This window comes from Streptomyces sp. NPDC019937 (assembly GCF_040631655.1).
Classification (GTDB): Bacteria; Actinomycetota; Actinomycetes; order Streptomycetales; family Streptomycetaceae; genus Streptomyces.
Map to the genome: position 1 here is coordinate 37675 of NZ_JBEYAL010000020.1, position 23217 is coordinate 60891.

Here is a 23217-nt window from a genome sequence, read left to right on the forward strand (position 1 = left end):
CGGTCCTACTGGCGGCAGATCAGCAGGAGCGCCCGGTCGTCGTTGACGTCCTTGGCCACCGTCTCGATCAGGTGCCAGGCCGCGCCCTGGAAGCCGGACGCGACGTAGCGGTCGGCCTCGCCGGTCAGATGGTCGATGCCCTCGCTGATGTCGCGGTCGGCGGTCTCGACGAGGCCGTCGGTGAACAGCATCAGGACGTCCCCGGGGCGCAGGGTGCCCTTGGTGGGGTCGAACTGGGCGCCGTCGTAGACGCCGAGCAGCGGGCCGTCGGCGGACTTCTCCTCCCATTTGCCGGTGCCCGCGCTGAGCTGGAGCGCGGGCAGGTGTCCGGCGGAGAAGAGCTCGAAGTCGCCGCTGTCGAGGTCGAGTACGAGGTGGACGGAGGTCGCGAAGCCCTCTTCCCAGTCCTGGCGCAGCAGATAGCCGTTGGCGGCCGGGAGGAAGCCGTGCGGCGGCAGCGAGCCGAGGAGGCCGCCGAAGGCGCCGGAGAGCAGGAGGGCGCGGGAGGCGGCGTCCATGCCCTTGCCGGAGACGTCGGTGAGGACGACTTCGAGGGTGCGGCCGCCGTTTCCGGTGCGGGCGGCGACCACGAAGTCGCCGGAGAAGGACTGGCCGCCGGCCGGGCGCAGCGCCATCTCGCGGTGCCAGCCGCGCGGCAGGGCGGGCAGCTTGCTCTGGACGCGGATGCGTTCGCGCAGGTCGAAGAGCATGGTGCCGCCGCGCCGCCAGGGCACACCGACCCGGCTGCGGAACTGGGCGATGAGCAGCCCGGAGAAGCCGACGGCGGCGACCACGAGGATGGTGCCGGGGGTGACCCGGGCGGAGGTGTCCTCCTCGGTGTACGGGCCGAGGACGGCGGACTCCACGATGAGGGCGGAGGCGGCGGCCGCGTACAGGGCGAGCAGGCTGGCGGGACGCAGCAGCAGTCCGCCCGCGACGATCGGCAGGACGAGGGCGGAGGGGGCGCACCAGTCGGGGGTGGCGATGGTGCCGCAGGCGATGGCGGGGACGGCGAGGAGCAGCAGGGTGAGGGCGAGCCGGTCGGAGCCCTCGCCGCGGAAGTAGTCGACTCCGGCTTTGCGCACGCCTGTGCGAACCCGGTGCAGAGCTTTGCGCATCCGGGCCATCGGAGTGTCCGCGCCGCCAGTCATTGCATCGGGACCCTACCCACCCGTTCGGACGCGCGTCGATTCGTGGCGCGTTGAACCACCCAGCCAGGGGGGCAATCGTAAGCGATATTCGTTCGGGTGTACGGGAAACCGCTGCTGGGGATGGGGATATGAGCGCGGAGCCGGGCCCGGCCGATCGGCTGTTTGGGATGATTGGTACGGAAAGCTGGTGTTCGTCTTCGGTCTCGTACCCCGATCGACGGGGAAAATCGCGCTCGGGCGGGAGTTGACCGAATGCGAGCGCTCCACCGGCGGCCGGGGCGGCGGTCGCATCTGACGGAGCGCCGGCTGCCGCGTCTCACGACCGCTGGCAAGCGGGGCACCAGAAAAGGTTCCGGGCGGCCAGGCCAGCGGTGCGGATCTCGCCGCCGCAGACATGACAGGGCTGCCCGGCCCGGCGGTAGACGTAGACCTCGCCGCCGTGGTCGTCGACGCGCGGCGGGCGGCCCATGGCCTCGGGGGTGTGCTCGGGGCGGACCGTGTCGATCCGGTTGTTCCGTACGCCCTCGCGCATCAGTTCCGCGAGATCGGCCCAGAGCGCGTCCCATTCGGCGCGGGTCAGCCCGCGGCCCGGGCGGTACGGGTCGATGCCGTGCCGGAACAGGACCTCGGCGCGGTAGACGTTGCCGACGCCCGCGACCACCTTCTGGTCCATGAGCAGCGCGGCCACGCTGACCCGGCTGCGGGAGATCCGGGCCCAGGCGTCGGCGCCGTCGTCGCCGGGGCGCAGCGGATCGGGTCCGAGGCGGTCGTGGATGGCCTGCTTCTCGGGCTCGGTGATCAGGGCGCAGGCGGTCGGCCCGCGCAGATCGGCGTACCCCCCGGGGCCCGCGAGCCGCAGCCGTACGGTCTCGGTGGGCGGCGGGGCGGGGGCCGGGCCGATGGCGTACGTGCCGAAGAGCCCGAGGTGGACGTGGACCCAGCCGGTGGCCGCGAAGTCCAGGAAGAGGTGCTTGCCGTGCGCCTCGGCGTGCTGGAGCACCTGCCCGTCCACGAGGGCCGCCCCGTCGGCGAACTTGCCCTGGGGGCTGGTGGCACGGACGGGCCGGCCGCCGAACCGGTCGAGGTGGTCGGCGGCCAGTCGGTGGATGGTGTGCCCTTCGGGCATCAGTCGCCGGCGGGGTGGTGGGCCGGGATGGGCGGCAGTTCGCCGGTGGTCTCGTAGTCGGCGAGCATGGCGATGCGGCGGGTGTGCCGCTCCTCGCCGGAGTACGGGGTGGCCAGGAAGATCTCGACGAACTTGATCGCCTCTTCCCGGGTGTGCATGCGCCCGCCGATGCTGATCACGTTGGCGTCGTTGTGCTCGCGCGCGAGGGCTGCGGTCTGCTCGCTCCAGGCCAGTGCGGCGCGTACCCCCTTGACCTTGTTCGCCGCGATCTGCTCGCCGTTGCCGGAGCCGCCGATCACGATGCCGAGGCTGTCGGCGTCGGCGGCGGTCCGCTCGGCGGCGCGCAGGCAGAACGGCGGGTAGTCGTCCTGGGCGTCGTAGATGTGCGGGCCGCAGTCGACGGGGTCATGACCGCCCGCCCGGAGCCACTCCACGAGGTGGTTCTTCAGTTCGTATCCGGCATGATCGGAGCCGAGGTACACGCGCATGCCCTGAGTGTGGCACGGCCGTGTCTTTCCCGCCGAGCCGGGTAGGCGCTCTGTGATTACGACGCAACACCAAGGAACCTCATGAAAACCTCAAGTAACGATTTGAAATCGAAGGTTCACCTGTTCGTTCTCCTGAGATTCACTGGCGTCGCTCCTATTCCGGAAGCAAAGGATCGAGCCATATGAGCGCACAACCAGCGACTTCCCCCGACGGCCTGAAGGCCGGGCTCAAGAACCGCCATCTATCCATGATCGCGATTGGCGGGGTGATCGGCGCCGGGCTGTTCGTCGGCTCCAGCGCCGGTATCGCCAAGGCCGGGCCGGGCATTCTCGTCTCCTACGCACTCGTCGGCCTCATGGTCGTCCTCGTGATGCGCATGCTGGGCGAGATGGCCGCCGCGAATCCGACCTCCGGCTCCTTCTCCGCCTATGCCGACCGGGCACTCGGGCGCTGGGCGGGCTTCTCCATCGGCTGGCTCTACTGGTTCTTCTGGGTCGTGGTGCTGGCGGTCGAGGCGACCGCCGGTGCCAAGATCCTGGAGGGGTGGTGGCCGGCCGTACCGCAGTGGGGCTGGGCGCTGATCGTGATGCTCGTGCTCACCGCCGCCAACCTGGCCTCGGTCTCCTCCTACGGCGAGTTCGAGTTCTGGTTCGCCGGGATCAAGGTCGTCGCGATCGCCGCCTTCATCGTCATCGGCGGGCTCGCGGTCTTCGGCCTCCTGCCCGGCTCCGAGAACGAGGGCGCCGGTCTGGCGCATCTGACCGACCACAGCGGCTTCCTGCCCAACGGGCCGGGCGCGATCCTCACCGGAGTGCTGCTGGTCGTCTTCTCCTTCATGGGCAGCGAGATCGTCACCCTGGCCGCCGGTGAGTCCGCCGACCCGCAGCGGGCCGTCTCCAAGGCCACCAACAGCGTGATCTGGCGGATCGCGGTCTTCTACCTGGGCTCGATCTTCGTCGTGGTCACCCTGCTGCCCTGGGACGCCAAGTCGATCACCAAGGACGGCAGTTACGTCGCCGCGCTCGACTCGATCGGCATTCCGCACGCCGGTCAGGTCATGAACGTCATCGTGCTGACCGCCGTGCTCTCCTGTCTCAACTCCGGCCTCTACACCGCCTCCCGCATGGCCTTCTCGCTCGGGCAGCGCGGTGACGCCCCGGCCGCGTTCGCCAAGACCAACGGACGCGGCGTGCCCCAGGCCGCGATCCTCGGTTCGGTCGTCTTCGGCTTCGTCGCGGTGTGGTTCAACTACCAGTGGCCGGACACGATCTTCCAGTTCCTGCTGAACTCCTCGGGCGCGGTCGCGCTCTTCGTCTGGCTGGTGATCTGCTTCACCCAGCTGCGGATGCGCGGCATCATCCTGCGCGAGAACCCGGACAAGCTGGTCGTCCGCATGTGGGGCTTCCCGTATCTGACCTGGGCGACCATCGGGATGATCTCGTTCGTGCTGCTCTACATGCTCACCGACAAGGACGGACGCGACCAGGTGCTGCTGTCCACCCTGGTGGCGGTGCTCGTGGTGGGCTTCGCGCTGGTACGGGACCGGGTCGCCGGGCCCAAGCCGGTCGCCCCGGCCGAGAACGCCTCCAAGGAGTCCGTGGCCCCGTAGTCCGTTCACCGGACACGCGTCGGGCGGGCTGGAGAACCAGCCCGCCCGACGCGTACCGATGAGGGGTGACGGCTCAGCCGCGGCGGCCCACCAGCTTCCAGGCGGCCGGCAGCGCGCCCATCGCCAGCGCGGCCTTCAGGGCGTCCCCGATCAGGAACGGGGTCAGTCCGGCGGCGACCGCCTGGCCGAGGGAGAGGTCCGTGGCCAGCGCCAGGTACGGGACGCCGATCGCGTAGATGATCGCGGAGCCGACCGCCATCGTGCCCGCGGTGCGCAGCGCCCTCCGGTCACCGCCGCGCCGCGCCAGCGCGCCCACCACGGTCGCGGCGAGCAGCATGCCCAGCACATAGCCGAAGGACGGCATCGCGGCGCCGGAGTCGCCCTCGGCGAACCAGGGCATGCCCGCCATCCCGGCCAGCGCGTACAGCGCGAGCGACAGGAAGCCCCGGCGGGCCCCGAGCGAGGTGCCCACCAGCAGCGCGGCGAACGTCTGGCCGGTCACCGGCACCGGCGAACCGGGGACGGGCACCGAGATCTGCGCGGCGAGGCCGGTGAGCACGGCGCCACCCACGACGAGCGCGGTGTCACGGGCGAGAACGCGCCGCGCGGGGAAGACCGCGTCGGCGAGGACCGTACCGGTCGGGGCGGCGGCGGAAACAGTGCTCATGAGCGGAACTCCGTGGTCGGGAAGGGCGGACTACGCGACGGTAACCCGAGGTGAAGCGGCCGCACACCATCGGATCAGCACAAAGGCCGGGCCCCGGGCTTGGCGGCTTCGGGCAGATAGTCACGCAGAATGGCGCGATACGGAGCGTGACCATGATGTCCGATATCCAGAAAAGTTTGACATCAATGTTGTCCTGATCGGACGCACGCCCCACACTGGGGGCGTTTTGCATCCGCCCGCCCCTCACACAAGGGACAGAGACCAGCCATGAACCCGACACCTGCGTCCTCAGCGCCGCAGAGCGGCACCAAGGCGACCGACGCGGGCGGGGACGCCTCGCGGCCGCTCTCGCACGGCCTCAAACAGCGCCATCTGTCGATGATCGCCCTCGGCGGCGTGATCGGCGCCGGGCTGTTCGTCGGCTCCGGTGCCGGAATCGCCGCCGCCGGGCCCTCGATCATCCTCGCCTACGCGCTCTCCGGGCTGCTCGTGATGCTCGTGATGCGCATGCTCGGCGAGATGTCGGCGGCCAACCCGGCCTCCGGTTCGTTCTCCGTGCACGCCGAGCGCTCGATCGGGCCGTGGGCCGGATTCACCGTCGGCTGGATGTTCTGGGTGCTGCTGTGCGTGGGCATCGCCGCCGAGGCGATCGGCGCGGCCGGGATCATGGTCCACTGGTTCCCGGGCACCGACTCCTGGATGTGGGTCGCCGTCTTCATGGCGATGTTCTGCGGCACCAACCTCGCGGCCGTCAGCAACTTCGGCGAGTTCGAGTTCTGGTTCGCCGCGCTGAAGATCGCTGCGATCGGCATCTTCCTCATCCTGGGCGTCCTCGCCATCATCGGCGCCCTGCCCGGCACCGACGCCCCCGGCAGCAGCAACCTCACCGGCGAGGGCGGCTTCATGCCCAACGGCGCGAACGGCCTCGTCGTCGGCCTGCTGGCCTCCGTCTTCGCCTACGGCGGCCTGGAGACGGTGACGATCGCGGCGGCCGAGTCCGAGAACCCGGTCAAGAGCGTCGCCGGCGCCGTGCGCACCGCGATGTGGCGCATCGCCCTGTTCTACGTCGGCTCGATGGTCGTCGTCGTCACGCTCATACCGTGGAACGACGCGTCGGTCGTCAAGGACGGCCCGTACGTGGCGGTCCTGGACCACCTCGACATCCCGGCGGCCGGCGACATCATGAACGTCATCGTGCTGGTCGCCCTGCTCTCCGCCATGAACGCCAACATCTACGGCGCCTCCCGCATGTCCTACTCCCTGGTCGTCCGCGGCGAAGGCCCCGCCTTCCTCGGCCGGGTCTTCGGCGGCGTCCCCCGGCTCACCGTGCTCGCCTCGTCCTTCTTCGGCTTCGTCGCCGTCCTGCTCAGCTACTGGTGGCCGGACACCATCTTCAAGTGGCTCCTCAACATGGTCGGCGCGGCGGTGCTGGTCGTCTGGGGCTTCATCGCCGTGTCCCAGCTCGTGATGCGCCGCCGCCTCCAGCGCGAGGCCCCGGAGAAGCTGGTGGTCAAGATGTGGCTCTTCCCCTACCTGACCTACGTGGCCCTGGCCGCCACCGTCGCCGTCCTGCTCCTGATGCTCCGCGAGGACGACACCAGCACCCAGCTGTACTTCACGCTCGGCATGACGGTGGTGCTCGCGGTCATCGGCTACGCCCGCCAGCGGGCGATATCCGCCCGGCACTGATCTCCACTCTCTCCTTCCGCTTCCGAGGCGGGGCGGGTCCTCCATCCGAGGGCCCGCCCCGCCTCGGTCTTTTGGCGCGGACTCCCCGGCTCCCCCTGGCGGAAAACGCTCTTGCTGATAGCGTGCAGTTGCAAGTGAATTGCATTAAGCGTCCGGAGGGCTTGGCATGGCCATCTACACACTTCCTGAACTTCCGTACGACTACGCGGCGCTGGCCCCGGTCATCAGTCCCGAGATCATCGAGCTGCATCACGACAAGCACCACGCCACGTACGTCAAGGGCGCGAACGACACACTGGAGCAGCTCGCGGAGGCGCGGGAGAAGGACCAGTGGGGGTCCATCAACGGGCTGGAGAAGAACCTGGCCTTCCATCTGTCGGGCCACATCCTGCACAGCATCTACTGGACCAACATGACCGGCGACGGTGGTGGTGAGCCGCTGGAGAAGGACGGGGTGGGCGAGCTGGCCGATGCCCTCGCCGAGCACTTCGGGTCCTTCGGCCGGTTCAAGGCGCAGCTGTCGAAGGCGGCCGCGACCACCCAGGGGTCGGGCTGGGGGGTGCTGGCGTACGAGCCGGTGAGCGGGCGGCTGGTGGTGGAGCAGGTGTACGACCACCAGGGCAACGTGGGGCAGGGTTCGGTGCCGATCCTGGTCTTCGACGCCTGGGAGCACGCCTTCTACCTGCAGTACAAGAACCAGAAGGTGGACTTCATCGAGGCCATGTGGAAGGTCGTCAACTGGCAGGATGTGGCCCGCCGTTACACGGCGGCGAAGGAGCGCGCCCACAACCTGCTGCTCGCGCCGTAGGAGACCTCCTGCTCACGTGATCGTCTTCTCAGCCTTCACGGGCAGGCGGAAAAACAGGGCCCCCGCGCGGTCGAGTCGCGCGGGGGCCCTGCCGTGCCGGGCATGCGGGCGGGTCAGTCGAAGATCGGGCCGACCGTGCGGGTGCGCTTGATCTCGTAGAAGCCGGGGATGGAGGCGACCATCAGGGTGCCGTCCCACAGCTGGGCGGCGGCGTCGCCCTTGGGGGCGGGGGTGACGACCGGGCCGAAGAAGGCGATCTGCTCGCCGTCCGAGCCGGGGACGGCGATGACCGGGGTGCCGACCTCCTGGCCGACCAGGTCGATGCCCGCCTTGTGGGAGGCGCGCAGCTCGGTGTCGTACGCGTCGGAGTCGGCCGCGTCCGCGAGGTCGGCGGGCAGCCCGGCCTCCTCCAGGGCGGCGACGATCGTCTCGCGGGTCTTCTCCAGGCCCTGGTTGTGGAAGCGGGTGCCGAGGGCGGTGTAAAGGGGGCCGAGGACATCGCTGCCGTGCTTCTGCTCGGCGGCGATGCAGACCCGGACCGGGCCCCAGGCGGTCTTCATCAGCTCCTGGTACTTCTCGGGCAGCTCATCGAGCTTGGGCTCGTTGAGCACCGCGAGGCTCATCACGTGCCAGCGCACCTCGACCGGGCGGACCTTCTCCACCTCGAGCATCCAGCGCGAGGTCATCCAGGCCCAGGGACACAGCGGATCGAACCAGAAATCGGCGGGCGTCTTGACAGTCTCGGCCATGGTCTCTCCTCGGACGGGAACGCACGGATACGGAGTTATCTCGTACGACAACGTGGCCGGGTGCGGGGACCATTCCCCGATACCGAGTGTCAGTGCCGCGTGACATGATTCCCGCTGTCCGCCATCCGAGATGGCCAGCCGAAGACGAGGGAGCCGCTACGTGCCCGGTGAGAACCTGACCCGTGACGAGGCCCGCGAGCGGGCGAGGCTGCTGTCGGTGGACGCCTATGAGGTGGCCCTCGACCTGCGGTCGGCGGTCGGGGCGGACACCGGCCCGGGCCCGCGCACCTTCCGCTCGACGACGACCGTGCGCTTCCGCTGCGCCGAGCCGGGCGCCGCGTCCTTCGCCGACCTGGTGGCGCCGGAGGTCGTCGCGGTGCGGCTCAACGGGCGGGAGCTGGACCCGGCGGCCGTCTTCGACGGGACCCGGATCTCCCTGGAGGGGCTGGCCGGGGAGAACGAGCTGGTGGTGGACGCGCGGTGCGCCTACAGCCGCACCGGCGAGGGGCTGCACCGCTTCGTGGACCCCGAGGACGGCGAGGTGTATCTGTACACGCAGTACGAGCCGGCCGACGCCCGGAGGGTCTTCGCCAACTTCGAACAGCCCGATCTGAAGGCGCCGTTCACCTTCTCGGTGACCGCCCCCGAAGGCTGGACGGTGCTGAGCAACGGGACGGCCGAGGGGGTCGAGCCGTCCGGCGACGGCGACGGGGCCGCGACCACCCGCTTCACCCCGACGCTGCCCATCTCGACGTACATCACGGCCGTCGTCGCCGGCCCGTACCACTACGAGAGCGACCGCTACCGCCGCACCCGGCCGGACGGCTCGGTGCTGGAGATCCCGCTCGGCGCGCTGTGCCGCAAGGGGCTCGCCAAGCACTTCGACGCGGACGACGTCTTCACCGTCACCAAGCAGGGCCTGGACTTCTTCCACGACCACTTCGACTACCCGTACCCCTTCGGGAAGTACGACCAGGCGTTCGTGCCGGAGTACAACATCGGCGCGATGGAGAACCCGGGGTGCGTGACCTTCCGCGAGGAGCTGATCTTCCGCGGCAAGGTCACCCGGGCGTCGTACGAGCACCGGGCGACGATCATCCTCCACGAGATGGCGCACATGTGGTTCGGCGACCTGGTCACCATGGAGTGGTGGGACGACCTGTGGCTCAAGGAGTCGTTCGCCGACTTCATGGGGTCCTTCGCGCTGGTCGGGGCGACCCGCTTCACCGACGGCTGGATCACCTTCGCCAACCGCCGCAAGTCCTGGGCGTACCGCGCCGACCAGCTGCCCTCCACCCATCCCGTCACGGCCGACATCCGGGACCTGGAGGACGCCAAGCTCAACTTCGACGGGATCACGTACGCCAAGGGCGCGTCCGTGCTCAAGCAGCTGGTGGCCTACGCCGGGCAGGACGCCTTCCTGGAGGGCTCCCGCCGCTACTTCAAGCGGCACGCGTACGGCAACACCCGGCTGACCGATCTGCTGTCGGTGCTCACCGAGACCTCCGGCCGGGACATGGCGGCCTGGTCGCGGGCGTGGCTGGAGACCGCGGGCGTCAATGTGCTCACCCCGCAGGCCGTCTACGACGCCGAGGGGCACATCACCGAGCTGGCCGTCCTCCAGGAGGCCGCGTCCGGCACTCACCCCACGCTGCGCCCGCACCGGGTCGCGGTCGGGCTGTACCGGAAGGACGCGGCCGCCGGGGAGCGCGCCGGGGCGCTGGTGCGGTACGCCCGCGCCGAGGTCGACGTCGACGGCCCCCGTACGGTGGTCACCGAGCTGACCGGGGCCGAGCGGCCCGATCTCATCCTGGTCAACGACGAGGACCTCACCTACTGCAAGATCCGCTTCGACGAGGGCTCGCTGGACACGCTGCGCGAGCACCTGGGCGAGCTGAGCGATCCCCTGGCCCGCGCGCTGTGCTGGTCCGCGCTGTGGAACCTCACCCGGGACGGGCTGATGCCCGCCCGCGACTATCTCGCGCTGGTGGCGAGGTTCGCCGGGGCGGAGAGCGACATCGGCGTGCTCCAGATGGTCCAGGCGTGGGCGCTGTCCGCGCTGCACCACTACAGCGCGCCGGAGGGGCGTGCGGAGGCCGGGAGCCGGATCGCCGAGGGCGCGCTGCGCGAGCTGCGGCTCGCCGAACCGGGCAGCGGGCACCAGCTCGCCTGGGCACGGTTCTTCGCCCAGGTCGCCACCGGCGACGCCGAGCTGCGGATGCTGCGCGGCCTGCTGGACGGCTCGGCCCGGATCGACGGGCTCGATGTGGACCAGGAGCTGCGCTGGACGTTCCTGGCGGCGCTCGCCGCGCTGGGCGAGGCCGACGAGAAGGCGATCGCGGCGGAGCTGTCCCGCGACGACACCGCGTCCGGCAAGCGCCATCAGGTGCGCGTCCTGACCGCCCGGCCCTCGGCCGCGGTCAAGGCCGAGGCGTGGGCGGCCGTGGTGGACTCCGACCGGCTGTCCAACGCGCTGGTGGAGGCCACCATCGCGGGCTTCGACCAGGCGAACCAGCGCGAGCTGCTGGCCCCGTACGCCCCGCGCTACTTCGAGGTGATCGAGCGGATCTGGCAGGAGCGGTCGATCGAGATCGCCATGGCGATCGTGCGCGGGCTGTTCCCGTCCACCCAGGGCGACGCCAGCACCCTGGCGGCGGCCGACGCCTGGCTGACCGGTCACCCGGAGGCGCCGCCCGCGCTGCGCCGCCTGGTGCTGGAGGCCCGCGACGACCTCGCGCGGACCCTGCGCGGACAGGAGTGCGACGCACGGGCGGCGGGCCGACGGCCGCGGCTGTGACGCCCGTCGGCGGACGGGGGCCCTTTCGGCATTCGAACTGCCGTACTTTAGTGCGGTGTTGTCCGGTTTTGTCGACGGTTCTGTCACAGCGGTGAGCGGGGTGGAGCGGGCGGGAATGGCGGGGTCATGAACCACAACACACCGCTGTCTCCCCGCCCCCTCCACCAGCTCTCGGACGCCCGCCGCCGGGTCTTGACGACGCGTCAGCTGCGTGAGCACGGCGTGACGGCGGCCCAGACCGCCGAGCGCTGCCGGGCCGGCGGCCCCTGGCAGCGGATGCTGCCGGGGGTGCATCTGCTGCACCCCGGTCCCCCGACCGGCGAGGAGCGGCTGTACGCGGCGCTGCTGTACACCGCGAGCCGCCGCCAGGCGGGCGGCGGGCACGGCGCCGCCGCGGGCGACGGCCACGACGGTGAGGCGATGATCACCGGGCTCGCGGCGCTCGCCCTGCACCACTTCGCCTCCGCTCCCCCGCTGGCCTCCCTCGACCGCATCGACATCCTCGTGCCGCGCGCCCGGCGGCTGCGCTCCACCGGCTTCGTGCGCTTCGTCCGCGCCCACCCCCTCCCGCCGCCGCGGGACCGCGCCGGGATGCCCACCGCCCCGGTCGCCCGGGCGCTGGCCGACGCGGTCGCCCGGCTCTCCGACGCGGTGACGGTGCGCGCGCTGCTCACCGAGTCGGTGCGCCAGGGGCACTGCGACGCCGCGGCCGTGGTCACGGAGCTGAGCGGGGCCCGGCTGCTGTCCCGGCCGCATGTCGTCGACGCCGTGGACGCGCTGCTCGCCGAGGGTCGGGCCATCGCCGAGGGCCGCCTGTACGACATGGTGCGCGGCTACGGCCTGCCCGAACCGCTGTGGAACGTGGAGCTGCGGCTGCCGGGTGGGCCCGCGCTCGGCGGGGTGGACGCGTACTGGCGGGACCAGGGCGTCGCGCTGGAGATCGACGCCCGGGTGCCGCGCCACGGCGGGCCCGTCCCGGGCACCGCCCAGGCCCGGCGGCGCGAGCGCCTGGAGGAGATGGGCATCACGGTCGTGCGCGTCACGCCCAAGCGGCTCCGGGAGGGCCTGGAGGAGCAGGCCGCGGTGGTCCGTACGGCGCTGATCGCGGCGGCCGACCGCGGCCCGGCCCCCCATGTGCTGCTCCTGCCGCGCTGAGAACGCTCAACGCTTTCCGCTCACGGCTTGCGCAGCAGCAGCTCGGTGTTGCGGTCGTCCGGGTCACCGGCGAGGGTCTGGCTGGCGCCGGGCGCGTTGAAGGCCAGTTCGCGGTAGAGCGCGGCGAGTCCGGTCTGCGACAGGTCCTCGAAGTCGGTGCGGCGCGGGGCGGCCGCCTCGATGAGCGTGGTGAACAGGGACAGCGTGCCGTCCTCGTTGTCCACGACCTCGATGACCCGGGCCAGCTGGGGGAAGTCGACGTGGGAGGCGGTGGTGATCTCCCAGAAGGTGTCGTGCGGGGTGATCTCGTTCTGGTGGCTGTGACCGTTGATCCAGGCCAGCACGTGGGGGTTGCGCTGGAAGAGGGAGACCACCTCGTCGCCGCCGTGCCGGGCCTCGCCCGGGCGGTTCGGGTCGCTGTTCATGTTGTTCAGGCTGTCGCTGTAGTGGTGGCTGTAGACGATGACGTAATCGTCCTTGTGCTCCTTGAGCGTCTTCTCCAGCCACTTCAGCTGGGCGGTGCCGATCGAGCCGGTGTAGTGGCCGCCCGGGTCGGTGGTGTCCAGGCTGATGCCGACGACGTTGTCGGAGATCCGGAACGAGTAGTAGAGGGTGCCCTCTTCGAGGTTGGCCTTGGTGTAGCCGTGGCCGACCGGGCCCGCCCCGGCGGCCAGCGGGTCGAGGTGGGCGGCGACGTACTCCTTCTGGGTGAAGGGCGCACGGCGCTCGTCGGGGGTGACGGTGCGCATGTCCTTGGCGTGCGCCTCCAGCACCGCCTTCATGTCGGCGCCCTTGGGGTCGGCGCCCTTGCGCTCGCCCTTGTAGATCTTCGCGGCCTCGTCGGCCGGGATGAGCTGGAGCTTCCGCTTGCCGGTCGCCAGCTCGGCGAGGTAGTCGCCGCCGAACGAGTAGACGCCGCCCGCCAGGTCGTCGTGGTTGCCGATGGCCGAGTACCACGGCAGCCGCAGTCCGGGGCTGTTGACGGTGCGCAGGGCGGCGTCGAGGAAGCCGTCGATGCGCGGGAAACCGGCCTGCTTGTCGGAGTCGCGCAGCGCCTGCTCCGGGTGCCAGAACTCCTTGAGTCCGCTGTTCTGCACGCCCTCGTAGTGGCGCGGATCGCCGGTGTTGGGGGTGATCCGGCCGCCGTTCATGGCGGTGAGGAACCAGTCCAGCTCGATCTTCGAGTTGTTGTCGGTGTTGTCACCGGTGGTCATCACGAAGGAGAGCGGCGCGCCGGTGGCCGGGCCGCCGCGCAGCCCGTTGATCCGCTCGATGAGGGAGGTGAGGCCGACGACGGTCAGCGCCTCGTGGGGCCGCCAGGCGCCGGTGCGACCGGAGCGCAGGAACTCGTAGCGCAGCGGGTGCTGAACGTCCGTCAGGTGCAGGTCGGTCAGCTGGACGAACGATGCCAGCGCGGTGCGCCGGTCCTCCCGGCCCGCCTTGGCGCCGGTGATGTCGGTGCGTACCCTGCGGTCCCAGGCCGGGCCGTCGCCGAGCCGGCGGTAGCCGCCGGAGCCGGAGAGGGGCGCGGAGAACGTCTCCAGGGTGGTGCCCGCGTTGGAGGGCGCGGCGGGCGCCTGGGCCACCCGGCGTCCCGCGGTGCGTGCCGTGGCGGGCTGCGAGGCCTTGGCCGATCCGCTGCCGGGCCCGAAGGCGATGCCGAGGCCGGCCGTGGCACCGGTGGCCGCCGCGGCGGTGAGGAAGGTGCGGCGGTCGAGCGCGGCGACGGCGGAGGCGGCGGACCGTATGCGGGACATGCGCGATCTCTCCCCGAGTGGATTCGCGAAGCGGGCGGACAGCGGCGGCTGTCCTCACTTCGGATCGTTGGCATCGGGGATGGCCTGGGAGTGAACGACGCGGCAACGCCGGCCGCCGATCTCCTCACGTCGATCTTGGTGAAGAAAACGGCCATCGCACCCTCGTGAACAGGAATTCTTCCGCTCACTTCGTGTTCACCCGCGCGGGAACGCCGGGCCTCGCCGCCAGGCGTCGGACCAGCGTGGCGTTGGTCACGGAAGGGTTACGGCGGGGCCTGAGACACTGGCCGGAAGGGTAGGCGCCATCGCGAGACACAACCAAGGAAAAGGGTTCATATGAGGATCGGAATCGTCGGAGCGACCGGCCAGGTCGGCGGAGTGATGCGGAGGATACTCGCCGAGCGCGACTTCCCCGCCGACCAGCTGCGGCTGTTCGCGTCCGCCCGTTCCGCAGGCCGCACGCTCCCCTGGGGCGGCACCGAGGTCACCGTCGAGGACGCGGCCACGGCCGACTACTCCGGCCTGGACATCGTGCTGTTCTCGGCGGGCGGCGCCACCTCCCGCGCGCTGGCCGAGAAGGTCGCCTCGCAGGGCCCGGTCGTGATCGACAACTCCTCCGCCTGGCGCATGGACCCCGACGTTCCGCTGGTCGTCTCCGAGGTCAACCCGCACGCCACGGTGCAGCGCCCCAAGGGCATCATCGCCAACCCGAACTGCACCACCATGGCCGCCATGCCGGTGCTGCGCCCGCTGCACCAGGAGGCCGGGCTGACCGCCCTGGTGGCCACCACCTACCAGGCCGTCTCGGGCTCCGGGCTGTCCGGCGTCGCCGAGCTGGACAACCAGATCCGCAAGGGCGCCGACCGGGCGGCCGAGCTGACCCACGACGGCTCGGCGATCGACTTCCCCGAGCCGGAGGTCTACGCCCGCCCGATCGCCTACAACGTGCTCCCGCTGGCCGGGAAGATCGTCGAGGATGGCCGGCTGGAGACCGACGAGGAGCAGAAGCTCCGCAACGAGAGCCGCAAGATCCTGGAGATCCCGGACCTGAAGGTCTCCGGCACCTGCGTCCGGGTCCCGGTCTTCACCGGCCACTCGCTCCAGGTGAACGCCCGCTTCGAGCGTCCGATCAGCGTCGAGCGGGCCGTGGAGCTGCTGGCCGGCGCCCCCGGCGTGGCCCTCAGCGACATCCCGACCCCGCTGCAGGCCGCGGGCCAGGACCCGAGCTTCGTGGGCCGGATCCGGGTGGATGAAACGGTCGAGAACGGTCTCGCGCTGTTCCTGTCCAACGACAACCTGCGCAAGGGCGCCGCGCTGAACGCGGTGCAGATCGCCGAGCTGGTCGCGGCCGACCTGAGCTGACGCCCGCGCGTGGAGGGGGGAGCGGCTTCGGCCGCTCCCCCCTCCGGCGTTTCCCGGGCCCCCGCGTACCGGCTTATGTACCGGCGCCAACCGGTTCCGACGTGCGAGGATGGCAATCCGCCTGACGCATGGCGTACCGCACATACCGCACATGACGAACGGGAGAGAGCCGACGTGCCTGGTACCAACCTCACCCGGGAGGAAGCGCAAGAGCGAGCGCGCCTCCTGACCGTGGACGCGTACGACATCGAGCTGGACCTGAGCGGCGCGCAGGAGGGCGGCACCTACCGATCGGTGACCTCGGTGCGCTTCGAAGCCGCCGAGGCGGGTGCGTCCTCGTTCATCGACCTGGTGGCGCCCACCGTGCACGAGGTGGTCCTCAACGGGGACGCCCTGGACCCCGCCGAGGTGTTCCAGGACTCGCGGATCGCGCTGCCGTCGCTGCTGGCCGGGCGCAACGAGCTGCGGGTCGTCGCCGATTGCGCCTACACCAACACCGGTGAGGGGCTGCACCGCTTCGTCGACCCGGTCGACCAGCAGGCGTACCTCTATACCCAGTTCGAGGTGCCGGACGCCCGCCGGGTGTTCGCGAGCTTCGAGCAGCCGGACCTGAAGGCCACCTTCCAGTTCACCGTGACCGCGCCCGAGGGCTGGACGGTGATCTCCAACTCGCCGACGCCCGAGCCCAAGGACAACGTCTGGCGCTTCGACCCGACGCCGCGCATCTCGACGTACGTCACCGCGCTCATCGTCGGCCCGTACCACAGCGTGCACAGCAGCTGGGACGGCGGCGACGGGCGGTCGGTGCCGCTCGGCATCTACTGCCGTCCCTCGCTCGCCGAGTTCCTCGACTCGGACGCCATCTTCGCGGTGACGCGGCAGGGCTTCGACTGGTTCGAGGAGAAGTTCGACTACGCGTACCCGTTCGCCAAGTACGACCAGCTCTTCGTGCCGGAGTTCAACGCGGGCGCGATGGAGAACGCGGGCGCGGTGACCATCCGCGACCAGTACGTCTTCCGCTCCAAGGTGACGGACGCGGCGTACGAGGTGCGGGCCGAGACCATCCTCCACGAGCTGGCCCACATGTGGTTCGGCGACCTGGTCACCATGGAGTGGTGGAACGACCTGTGGCTGAACGAGTCGTTCGCCACGTACACCTCCATCGCCTGCCAGGCGTACGCGCCGGGCAGCAAGTGGCCGCACTCGTGGACCACCTTCGCCAACTCCATGAAGACCTGGGCCTACCGGCAGGACCAGCTGCCGTCCACCCACCCGATCATGGCCGAGATCAACGACCTGGACGATGTCCTGGTCAACTTCGACGGCATCACGTACGCCAAGGGCGCGAGCGTGCTCAAGCAGCTCGTCGCGTACGTCGGCATGGACGAGTTCTTCCGCGGCGTCCAGGCGTACTTCAAGCGCCACGCCTACAAGAACACCCGGCTCACCGACCTGCTCGGCGCGCTGGAGGAGACCAGCGGCCGGGACCTGAAGACCTGGTCGAAGGCATGGCTGCAGACCGCGGGCATCAATGTGCTGCGCCCGGAGATCGCCACGGACGCCTCCGGCACCATCACCTCCTTCGCGATCCGGCAGGAGGCCCCCGCGCTGCCGGCCGGTGCCAAGGGTGTGCCGACGCTGCGGCCGCACCGCATCGCGATCGGGCTGTACGACCTCGACGCGACCGGCAAACTGGTCCGCTCCGAGCGGATCGAGCTGGACGTGGACGGCGAGCTGACCGAGGTGCCCGCCCTGGTCGGCACCAAGCGGTCCGCCGTCATCCTGCTCAACGACGACGACCTGTCGTACGCCAAGGTCCGGCTCGACGCCGACTCCCTGGCCGTCGTCACCGACCACCTGGGCGACTTCGAGGCGTCCCTGCCGCGCGCCCTGTCCTGGGCCTCCGCCTGGGACATGACCCGGGACGGCGAACTGGCCACCCGCGACTACCTGGCGCTCGTGCTGTCCGGGGTGGCCAAGGAGTCCGACATCGGCGTGGTGCAGTCGCTGCACCGCCAGGTGAAGCTGGCGCTCGATCTGTACGCCGCGCCCGAGTGGCGGGAGACCGGGCTCGCCCAGTGGACCGACGCCACGCTGGAGCATCTGCGCGCCGCCGCTCCCGGCAGCGACCACCAGCTCGCCTGGGCCCGCGCGTTCGCCGCGACGGCCCGCACCGACGCCCAGCTCGACCTGCTCGCCGCCCTGCTGGACGGCAGCGAGACGATCGAGGGCCTGGTCATCGACACCGAGCTGCGCTGGGCCCTGGTGGAGCGGCTCGCCGCGACCGGGCGCGCCGACGAGGACGGGATCGCCGCCGAGCTGGAGCGCGACAAGACCTCGGCGGGCGAGCGGCACGCCGCCACGGCGCGGGCCGCCCGGCCGACCGAGGCCGCCAAGGCCGAGGCGTGGGCGTCGGTCGTCGAGGGCGACAAACTCCCGAACGCGCTGCAGGAGGCCGTGATCGGGGGGTTCGTCCAGACCGATCAGCGGGAGCTGCTGGCGCCGTACGCCGAGAAGTACTTCGCGGCGGTCAAGGACGTCTGGAACAGCCGCAGCCATGAGATGGCGCAGCAGATCGCCGTCGGGCTGTACCCGGCGCTCCAGGTCTCCCGGGCCACGCTGGACGCCACCGACGCGTGGCTGGCCTCCGCCGAGCCCAGTGCGGCGCTGCGGCGGCTGGTGACCGAGTCCCGGGCGGGCGTCGAGCGCGCCCTCAAGGCCCGCGAGGCGGACGCGGCGGCGGCAAGCTGACCTAGTCGTGGGCAGTCGTCCCGCGGGGCGGGACGACTGCCCACAAACGGGGTTACTGGTCCACCGGGTCGGGGATGGCGAGGCGGGCCATGTCGCCGTACTCGCGCAAGAGCTGGGGGTGGCGTTCGGCCGCCGTGCGCAGCCACCGCTCGGCCTCTTCCGGGCGGCCGAGCCCCCGTACGGCCTTGGCCAGCCAGTACGCCGCCTCCGCGTGGCCGCCGTCGTGGGCGGCGTGCAGCAGCGGTACGGCGTCGGCGTGGGCGCCGCGCCGGACCATGCTGCGCCCGGCGAGAAAGGCGGGCGGTACGAGCCCGGTGCGGGCGGCGCGGACGTACCAGCGCTCGGCCTGCTGGGGGTCGCCGCCGCGCTCCTCGGAGGTCCGGCCGAGCCACCACGCGGCGCCCCCGTGGCCGAGCCCGGCGGCGCGGTGGAACCAGATCTCGGCGGTGCGCCGGTTCCCGGCCTCGTCGTGGATGCGGCCGATGTCGTACGCGGCGGAGGCGTCGCCCTCGCCGGCGGCGGGTTCGTAGTACGGCACCATGAGCGTGCCCCTGGCGCCGCCTGACCGGTACAGCATCCGGCCGAGGGCGAGGAGGGCGCGTGGGGTGCCTGCCTTGCGGTACCACTCGGCGGCCTCGGGGAGCCGGTGGACGTGATCCAGGGCCTCGGCGTAGGCGTACCAGGCGTCGGGGCCGCCGTCCTCGGCGCGGGCGCGCAGCCCGGGGAGACGGTCGCGCCACTGGGCGGAGCCCTGCCGTCCGGGGTCGTCGCGGAGGGCGGCGACGTCCTCCAGGGCTCTGACGACCCGTTCCTCGCTCTCCGAGAACGGGTCCCGGTTCTCCGGGTCGACGCCGGTGGACAGCAGCCATTCCTCGGCCTCGTCCAGCCGCCGCTGGCGGGTGCACAGCACGCCGAGGTTGTAGCAGGCCCAGAAGTGGCCGCCGTCCGCCTCGTCGGCCGCGCGGTACCAGGACTCCGCGGCCCGCAGGTCGCCGTGCTCCTCGGACCAGACGCCGAGGACGAACGCGGCGCCGTCGTAGCCGAGTTCATGGGCGCGCTCCACCAGGGCGCGGGCCTCGTCCCGGCGGCCGGGGTCGCGGGCGGCGAAGATGGCCTGGTCGACCAGGGCCTTGACGCTGCCGACCGCGGCGGCGCGGGCGTACAGCGCCTCCGCCTCGGCGACCATGTGCGGATAGGTGTCGTACATGGTCGCCCGGTCGGGGGCGAGCAGCGCGCGCAGCGCCTCGTACGCGGCCTCGGGGTCGCCCGCGGTCTCCGCCGCGGCGAGGGCGTCGCGCCGGGCCGCCAGCTCCGCGAGCAGGTCCTCGATGACCTTGCGGGCGCGGGTGGCGACGTCGTCGCCCTCGGCGGACGCCTCGGCCAGCCGCTCCAGGGCGGTGGCCCACTCGCCCCGGGCGGCCAGCATCAGGGCGCCGTTGGTCGTGCAGGCGACGCTGCCGAGCGCGGCCCCGCGCCCGTACCACTCCTCGGCACCGGCCAGGTCGCCCGCCTCCTGCAGCAGCCGGGCGAGCCCGAAGGCGCAGCCGCCGTCGCGGTCGGCCGCGCTCCGGTACCACCGTTCGGCCTCGGCGAAGTCGCCGCGGTCCCGGTGGCACATCGCCAGGGTGCGCGAGGCGTCCGCGTCCCCGGCGTCGGCGGCCCTGGCCCACCAGGGCAGGGCCTCGTCCAGCTGCCCGCGCCCGGTGAGGAGTTCGGCGTACGAGCGGTACGCGCCCGGTTCCCCGGCCGCCGCCGCGGCCCGCAACTCGGCTGCCTCGTCACGGCTTTCACCGGCGGTTTCCGTAGGGGCCGCGCCGGACGTCCCGTGCGAAGGATGATCGACCATCACCCGATGGTGCCAGAGTGATCAATCCCGCTCGGCACGGGCCCTGCGCCGGGCCAGCAGCGCCTGGCGGCGCTCGTCGAACTTGGTGGCCTGGTCGTCCAGTCCGCCCATGTAGAGGCCCAGTTCCTCCTGCGCCTTGAGTCCTTCCGGACCCAGCCCGCCGATCTGCAGCACCTTCAGGAAGCGCAGCACCGGCTGGAGGACGTCGTCGTGGTGGATGCGCAGGTTGTAAATGCCGCCGATCGCTATCTGCGCGGCGGCTCGCTCGAAGCCGGGCATGCCGTGGCCGGGCATGCGGAAGCCGACGACGACATCGCGGACGGCGCACATGGTCTGGTCCGGCGCCAGCTCGAACGCCTTCGCGAGCAGGTTCCGGTAGAAGATCATGTGCAGGTTCTCGTCGGTGGCGATGCGCGCCAGCATCCGGTCGCAGACCGGGTCGCCGGAGTGGTGGCCGGTGTTGCGGTGCGAGATGCGGGTGGCCAGCTCCTGGAAGGCGACGTAGGCCACGGTGTGCAGCATGCTGTGGTTGTTGTCGGACTCGAAGCCCTCACCCATGTGCGTCATGCGGAACCGCTCCAGCTGCACCGGGTCGACGGCGCGGCTGGTGAGCAGGTAGTCGCGCATGACGATGCCGTGCCGCCCCTCCTCCGCCGTCCAGCGGTGCACCCAGGTGCCCCAGGCGCCGTCCCGGCCGAAGAGGGTCGCGATCTCGTGGTGGTAGCTGGGGAGGTTGTCCTCGGTGAGGAGGTTCACCACGAGCGCGATCCGGCCGACGTCGCTGACCTTGGACTGGTCGGGCGCCCAGGCCTCGCCGCCCATCACGCCGTCGAAGTTGCGGCCGTCGCTCCACGGCACGTACTCGTGCGGCATCCATTCCTTGGCGACCTTCAGGTGCCGGTTCAGCTCGGTCTCGACGACCTCTTCGAGCGCGTAAAGGAGCTGGGCGTCGCTCCACACGGCCTGACCGTTGCGGCTGGAGGGGGCGAGGGTCACTACGAAGCTCCTGGGGACGGGGACGGGGACGGGTACAACGAGCTTTACCTACGGCTCCGTAGGTTACGACACCGTAGGTTAAAGCGAAAATAAACGGGCCCGGTTCCGCGTGTGGCGGCCGCGGATATGGGACGGATACGCGCATACGACGAGGGCGCCCCCGGCCGGTTCGGCCAGGGGCGCCCTCGCAGCGCCGTTCAGCGCTTTCGTCTTTCGCTCGTCCGTCGTCAGTCGGCCTGGTGACGGGACTTCTTGTCACCCAGCATGACGAGGCCCGCGATCACCAGGAACAGAAGGATCGGGGCGACGACGAAGAGGCCCAGCGTCTCGGCGACGCTCAGGCCCGGACCCGGGTCGTCACCGTCGTCGCGGGTGAGCGCGAACGCGGGGGACGACATCAGCTGCATCACCGTCGTCGCGGCGATGACGGCACCGGCGCGCACGGCGTTCTTTTTGACCTTGTTGCTCACACGCTCAAGCTATCGGACGTCCGTACGGGGTGCGTGCGCGGGGTGCCCCTTAAGGCCGTTCCGCCCCGTGGGCGGCCTGACCTTGGGGTTTCTGCGCCCGGTGGACGGTCACCGGCAGCAGCCGGGGCGTCGCGCGGGACTCCTGGACCCGCACCCGCACCGCGTCGGCGGTCACGGCCGCGGGCAGCGCCAGGATGCGACGCGCGCCGATGGTGGTGCCGGAGGCGATGTCCCGCCAGGCCCCCGCCGTCCGCGCCTGCACGGTGAACGCCTCGACGCGCTGCCCGTACCGGATGTCCTCGCCGAGCCTCACCCGGTCGAACGTCACGGGCCCGCCGCCGGTCGACAGGCCGGGGCCGTAGGTCTTCGTCACGGCCGCGCCGAAGGCGGTCAGCGAGGCGACGTCGGCGTCGTCGATCCGGCCGTTCCTCGCGGGCGGGACGTTGAGCAGCAGCGAGGCGTTGCGGCCCACGCTGCGCTCGTACAGCGACATCAGCTCCGCGGCCGTCTTGGGTCGCTCGGCGGAGTGGTGGAACCAGCCGGGGCGCAGCGAGACGTCCGCCTCGGCCGGGTACCACTGCAGGTACTTCACGCCGGGGGCGGTCAGCTTCGCCCGGGAGCCGATGTCGGCGTCGGTCGAGTCGTTGGGCAGCCCTCCGCCGATCACGGTCCAGGGATCGACCGCGGACGGGGTCACCGACCACTCCGTCTCGCGGGCCACGCCGCCCTCGTTGCCGACCCAGCGCACGCCCTGGGCGCCCTGGAAGACGACGGTGTCCGGGGAGAGGTCCTGGATCAGCCGGAACCAGTTGGTGACGTTGTACTTCTGCGTGACCCCGGCGCCCGACCAGGGGTTCGCGCCGTCCAGCCAGAACTCGTCGACCGGGCCGTACTGGGTGAGGATCTCGTAGATCTGGTTGAGGTAGTACGCGTCGTAGTCGTCGGCGGTGAAGCGGAAGCTGGGCAGCTTGCCGGAGGCGACGTCGGCAGCGCGGTCGTCGCCGGGCACGAGGGTGGGGATTGTGCGCTCGGTGGGCGTGCTGCCGTTGCCGTACCTGCCCTGCCCGGCGGGCGCGCGGCCCGCGTCCTCCAGCGCCATGCGCTCCGGCAGCGACAGCTGCTCGCCGTTCGCCTGCTTCTGTCTGACCTTCTCGACCCACTGGGCGTGCCAGGCGTGCGGCAGCTCGGCCCCGTCGGCGGGCGAGAGGTACACCCCGACCTTGAGCCCCGCCGCCCTCGCCGCCTTCACGTACGCGCCGAGCACGTCCCCGTCGGGGTTCTGGCCCCCGGGGCCGCGGGTCCACCAGGGGCTGGCGGCCACGTCGTGGTCCGTGTAGCGGCTGGGGTAGAGCACGAAGCCGTCGTGATGCTTGGCGGTGAGCATGACCTGCCGGGCGCCGGCCGCCTTGTACGCGCGCATCCACTGGCCGAAGTCGAGCGCGGCGGGGTCGAACAGCTTCTCGTCCTCGGTGCCGGAGCCCCATTCGCGGTCGGTGAAGGTGTTCATGCCGAAGTGGGTGAAGGCGGTGACCTCCCGCTGCTGCCAGGCGAGCTGGCCGGGGGTGGGGACGGTGTGGACGGCCTTGTCGATGATGCGGGCGGGGGTGTCGCAGGCCTCGATGACGTGCTGTGACGCGTTGGCGATGGGGGCGTCGCAGCCGTCCTGGGCGGCGGCGCCGCCCATGGGTATCAGCGTGGCTGCGGCCGCCATGGCGGCGAGGGCGAGGGTGCGGAGTCGTCCGGGCATGGGTCCCCTCTGCGGTCGCGGCTGTGTCCATGACAGCAATCCCCCACC

At 71.3% G+C, this 23217-nt stretch carries 17 protein-coding genes; 7 read left to right on the forward strand and 10 right to left on the reverse strand.

What is annotated here, in order from left to right:
• Window positions 1-5: 5 nt before the first annotated feature.
• From ABZ562_RS21105 to ABZ562_RS21115, 3 genes are all read right to left on the reverse strand, one after another.
• Window positions 6-1151: a PP2C family protein-serine/threonine phosphatase gene (locus tag ABZ562_RS21105; RefSeq protein ID WP_361481703.1), complete on the reverse strand. Its 1146-nt coding sequence runs from the start codon at window positions 1149-1151 to the stop codon at window positions 6-8.
• A gap of 316 nt (window positions 1152-1467) precedes the next feature.
• Window positions 1468-2277 carry a DNA-formamidopyrimidine glycosylase family protein gene (locus tag ABZ562_RS21110; protein ID WP_361481706.1) on the reverse strand — a complete coding sequence of 270 codons (810 nt, stop codon included), beginning with the start codon at window positions 2275-2277 and terminating at the stop codon, window positions 1468-1470.
• A complete protein-coding gene (locus ABZ562_RS21115; protein WP_361481709.1) occupies window positions 2277-2765 on the reverse strand; it encodes a ribose-5-phosphate isomerase in 489 nt (162 codons plus the stop codon). Before ABZ562_RS21115 ends, ABZ562_RS21110 begins: the two co-directional genes overlap by 1 nt.
• 182 nt (window positions 2766-2947) lie before the next feature.
• On the opposite strand from ABZ562_RS21115, the gene ABZ562_RS21120 reads away from it, so the two are divergent.
• On the forward strand, window positions 2948-4375 hold the full coding sequence (locus tag ABZ562_RS21120) for an amino acid permease (protein ID WP_361481712.1): 1428 nt from the start codon (window positions 2948-2950) through the stop codon (window positions 4373-4375).
• A 73-nt stretch (window positions 4376-4448) separates the two neighbouring features.
• Here ABZ562_RS21120 and ABZ562_RS21125 read toward each other — a convergent pair whose 3' ends face one another.
• Complete coding sequence (locus ABZ562_RS21125; RefSeq protein WP_055552848.1) at window positions 4449-5042, reverse strand: biotin transporter BioY; 594 nt, start codon at window positions 5040-5042, stop codon at window positions 4449-4451.
• Between the two features lie 267 nt (window positions 5043-5309).
• Here ABZ562_RS21125 and ABZ562_RS21130 point away from each other — a divergent pair, with 267 nt between their 5' ends.
• On the forward strand, window positions 5310-6731 hold the full coding sequence (locus ABZ562_RS21130; RefSeq protein WP_361481716.1) for an amino acid permease: 1422 nt from the start codon (window positions 5310-5312) through the stop codon (window positions 6729-6731).
• A gap of 166 nt (window positions 6732-6897) precedes the next feature.
• The gene (locus ABZ562_RS21135; RefSeq protein ID WP_361481719.1) at window positions 6898-7539 is read left to right on the forward strand and encodes a superoxide dismutase; all 642 of its coding nucleotides are present in this window, start codon (window positions 6898-6900) and stop codon (window positions 7537-7539) included.
• Window positions 7540-7652: 113 nt separating this feature from the next.
• Here ABZ562_RS21135 and ABZ562_RS21140 read toward each other — a convergent pair whose 3' ends face one another.
• Window positions 7653-8288, reverse strand: a complete 636-nt coding sequence (locus tag ABZ562_RS21140) for a DsbA family protein (protein WP_361481722.1) — start codon at window positions 8286-8288, stop codon at window positions 7653-7655.
• A gap of 160 nt (window positions 8289-8448) precedes the next feature.
• Here ABZ562_RS21140 and pepN (ABZ562_RS21145) point away from each other — a divergent pair, with 160 nt between their 5' ends.
• On the forward strand, window positions 8449-11085 hold the full coding sequence (gene pepN / locus ABZ562_RS21145; protein WP_361481724.1) for an aminopeptidase N: 2637 nt from the start codon (window positions 8449-8451) through the stop codon (window positions 11083-11085).
• 126 nt (window positions 11086-11211) lie between these two features.
• Window positions 11212-12240 carry a hypothetical protein gene (locus tag ABZ562_RS21150; protein WP_361481727.1) on the forward strand — a complete coding sequence of 343 codons (1029 nt, stop codon included), beginning with the start codon at window positions 11212-11214 and terminating at the stop codon, window positions 12238-12240.
• Between the two features lie 20 nt (window positions 12241-12260).
• Here ABZ562_RS21150 and ABZ562_RS21155 read toward each other — a convergent pair whose 3' ends face one another.
• Complete coding sequence (locus ABZ562_RS21155; RefSeq protein WP_361481730.1) at window positions 12261-13997, reverse strand: TIGR03767 family metallophosphoesterase; 1737 nt, start codon at window positions 13995-13997, stop codon at window positions 12261-12263.
• Window positions 13998-14333: 336 nt separating this feature from the next.
• On the opposite strand from ABZ562_RS21155, the gene ABZ562_RS21160 reads away from it, so the two are divergent.
• Window positions 14334-15359: an aspartate-semialdehyde dehydrogenase gene (locus ABZ562_RS21160; RefSeq protein WP_361481733.1), complete on the forward strand. Its 1026-nt coding sequence runs from the start codon at window positions 14334-14336 to the stop codon at window positions 15357-15359.
• A gap of 174 nt (window positions 15360-15533) precedes the next feature.
• Window positions 15534-18110, forward strand: a complete 2577-nt coding sequence (pepN, locus tag ABZ562_RS21165; protein ID WP_361481736.1) for an aminopeptidase N — start codon at window positions 15534-15536, stop codon at window positions 18108-18110.
• Between the two features lie 52 nt (window positions 18111-18162).
• Here the strand turns inward: pepN (ABZ562_RS21165) and ABZ562_RS21170 are convergent, their stop codons facing one another.
• The 4 genes from ABZ562_RS21170 to ABZ562_RS21185 all read right to left on the reverse strand — a co-directional run bounded on the left by ABZ562_RS21170 (window position 18163) and on the right by ABZ562_RS21185 (window position 23133).
• Complete coding sequence (locus ABZ562_RS21170) at window positions 18163-19956, reverse strand: tetratricopeptide repeat protein (protein WP_361481739.1); 1794 nt, start codon at window positions 19954-19956, stop codon at window positions 18163-18165.
• 21 nt (window positions 19957-19977) lie between these two features.
• Window positions 19978-20952, reverse strand: coding sequence for an acyl-ACP desaturase (locus tag ABZ562_RS21175; protein ID WP_361481742.1), 975 nt, complete (start codon window positions 20950-20952; stop codon window positions 19978-19980).
• A gap of 227 nt (window positions 20953-21179) precedes the next feature.
• On the reverse strand, window positions 21180-21422 hold the full coding sequence (locus tag ABZ562_RS21180) for a hypothetical protein (RefSeq protein WP_361481745.1): 243 nt from the start codon (window positions 21420-21422) through the stop codon (window positions 21180-21182).
• A gap of 49 nt (window positions 21423-21471) precedes the next feature.
• On the reverse strand, window positions 21472-23133 hold the full coding sequence (locus tag ABZ562_RS21185) for an alpha-L-fucosidase (protein ID WP_361481897.1): 1662 nt from the start codon (window positions 23131-23133) through the stop codon (window positions 21472-21474).
• Between the last annotated feature and the right edge of the window lie 84 nt (window positions 23134-23217).